Raw genomic sequence first — 895 nt, forward strand, 5'->3', positions numbered from 1 at the left:
GAGATCGAGTGCCTGGAGGGTTCAGCCATTCGAGCATAGCTCTCATGGCCTTCTCACCTCAAATCGCTCCACTGGAGCGATTTGCCCTGCGGGACGGATCGAAGTGGTGGAGCCAGACGGGATCGAACCGACGACATCCTGCTTGCAAAGCAGGCGCTCTCCCAGCTGAGCTATGGCCCCACTGCTCAAGCCCAAACATGCGTAAGGGATCGAGTACGCTCTTCGTCCGGGCCATTCGAGCATAGCTCTCATGGCCTTCTTGCCTTCAATCAGTCCACTGGACTGATTGATTTGCCTTGCGGCAAACCGGCGGCGAAGATGGTGGGCCCGGGTAGACTCGAACTACCGACCTCACGCTTATCAGGCGTGCGCTCTAACCACCTGAGCTACGGGCCCGTCAGAACCGCCCCGCCGCTGGGATACCCCATCGGCCGGACGAAACCAGGCCACGGCAGCTCGGTGCTGGCCGGCATAAAGGCAATGAACACCAGACCGACAATCGATCCGACGGCCACTGCCTGTCGCTTNTGATTTGCCTTGCGGCAAACCGGCGGCGAAGATGGTGGGCCCGGGTAGACTCGAACTACCGACCTCACGCTTATCAGGCGTGCGCTCTAACCACCTGAGCTACGGGCCCGTCAGAACCGCCCCGCCGCTGGGATACCCCATCGGCCGGACGAAACCAGGCCACGGCAGCTCGGTGCTGGCCGGCATAAAGGCAATGAACACCAGACCGACAATCGATCCGACGGCCACTGCCTGTCGCTTGTGAAGAAAGAGAAACGAAGGCGGCGAGGGTCCGCTGTAGTCTGCGACCGGTTTTGACTAAACCGATCTTGTTCTATGAAAGTCCGATATCAGCCAGGCTGATGAAGGACGATCCTTAGAAAGGAGG

Annotated in this window: 3 tRNA genes; all 3 read right to left on the reverse strand. The window is 59.8% G+C overall.

Going from position 1 to position 895, the window contains the following annotated elements:
* Window positions 1-104: 104 nt before the first annotated feature.
* The 3 genes from EMQ25_RS17860 to EMQ25_RS17870 all read right to left on the reverse strand — a co-directional run bounded on the left by EMQ25_RS17860 (window position 105) and on the right by EMQ25_RS17870 (window position 637).
* Window positions 105-180, reverse strand: a tRNA-Ala gene (locus tag EMQ25_RS17860).
* Between the two features lie 139 nt (window positions 181-319).
* Window positions 320-396: transfer RNA gene (locus EMQ25_RS17865), tRNA-Ile, on the reverse strand.
* Window positions 397-560: 164 nt separating this feature from the next.
* Window positions 561-637: transfer RNA gene (locus EMQ25_RS17870), tRNA-Ile, on the reverse strand.
* Window positions 638-895: the final 258 nt, after the last annotated feature.

Source organism: Arsenicitalea aurantiaca, assembly GCF_003994485.1.
Classification (GTDB): Bacteria; Pseudomonadota; Alphaproteobacteria; order Rhizobiales; family Devosiaceae; genus Arsenicitalea; species Arsenicitalea aurantiaca.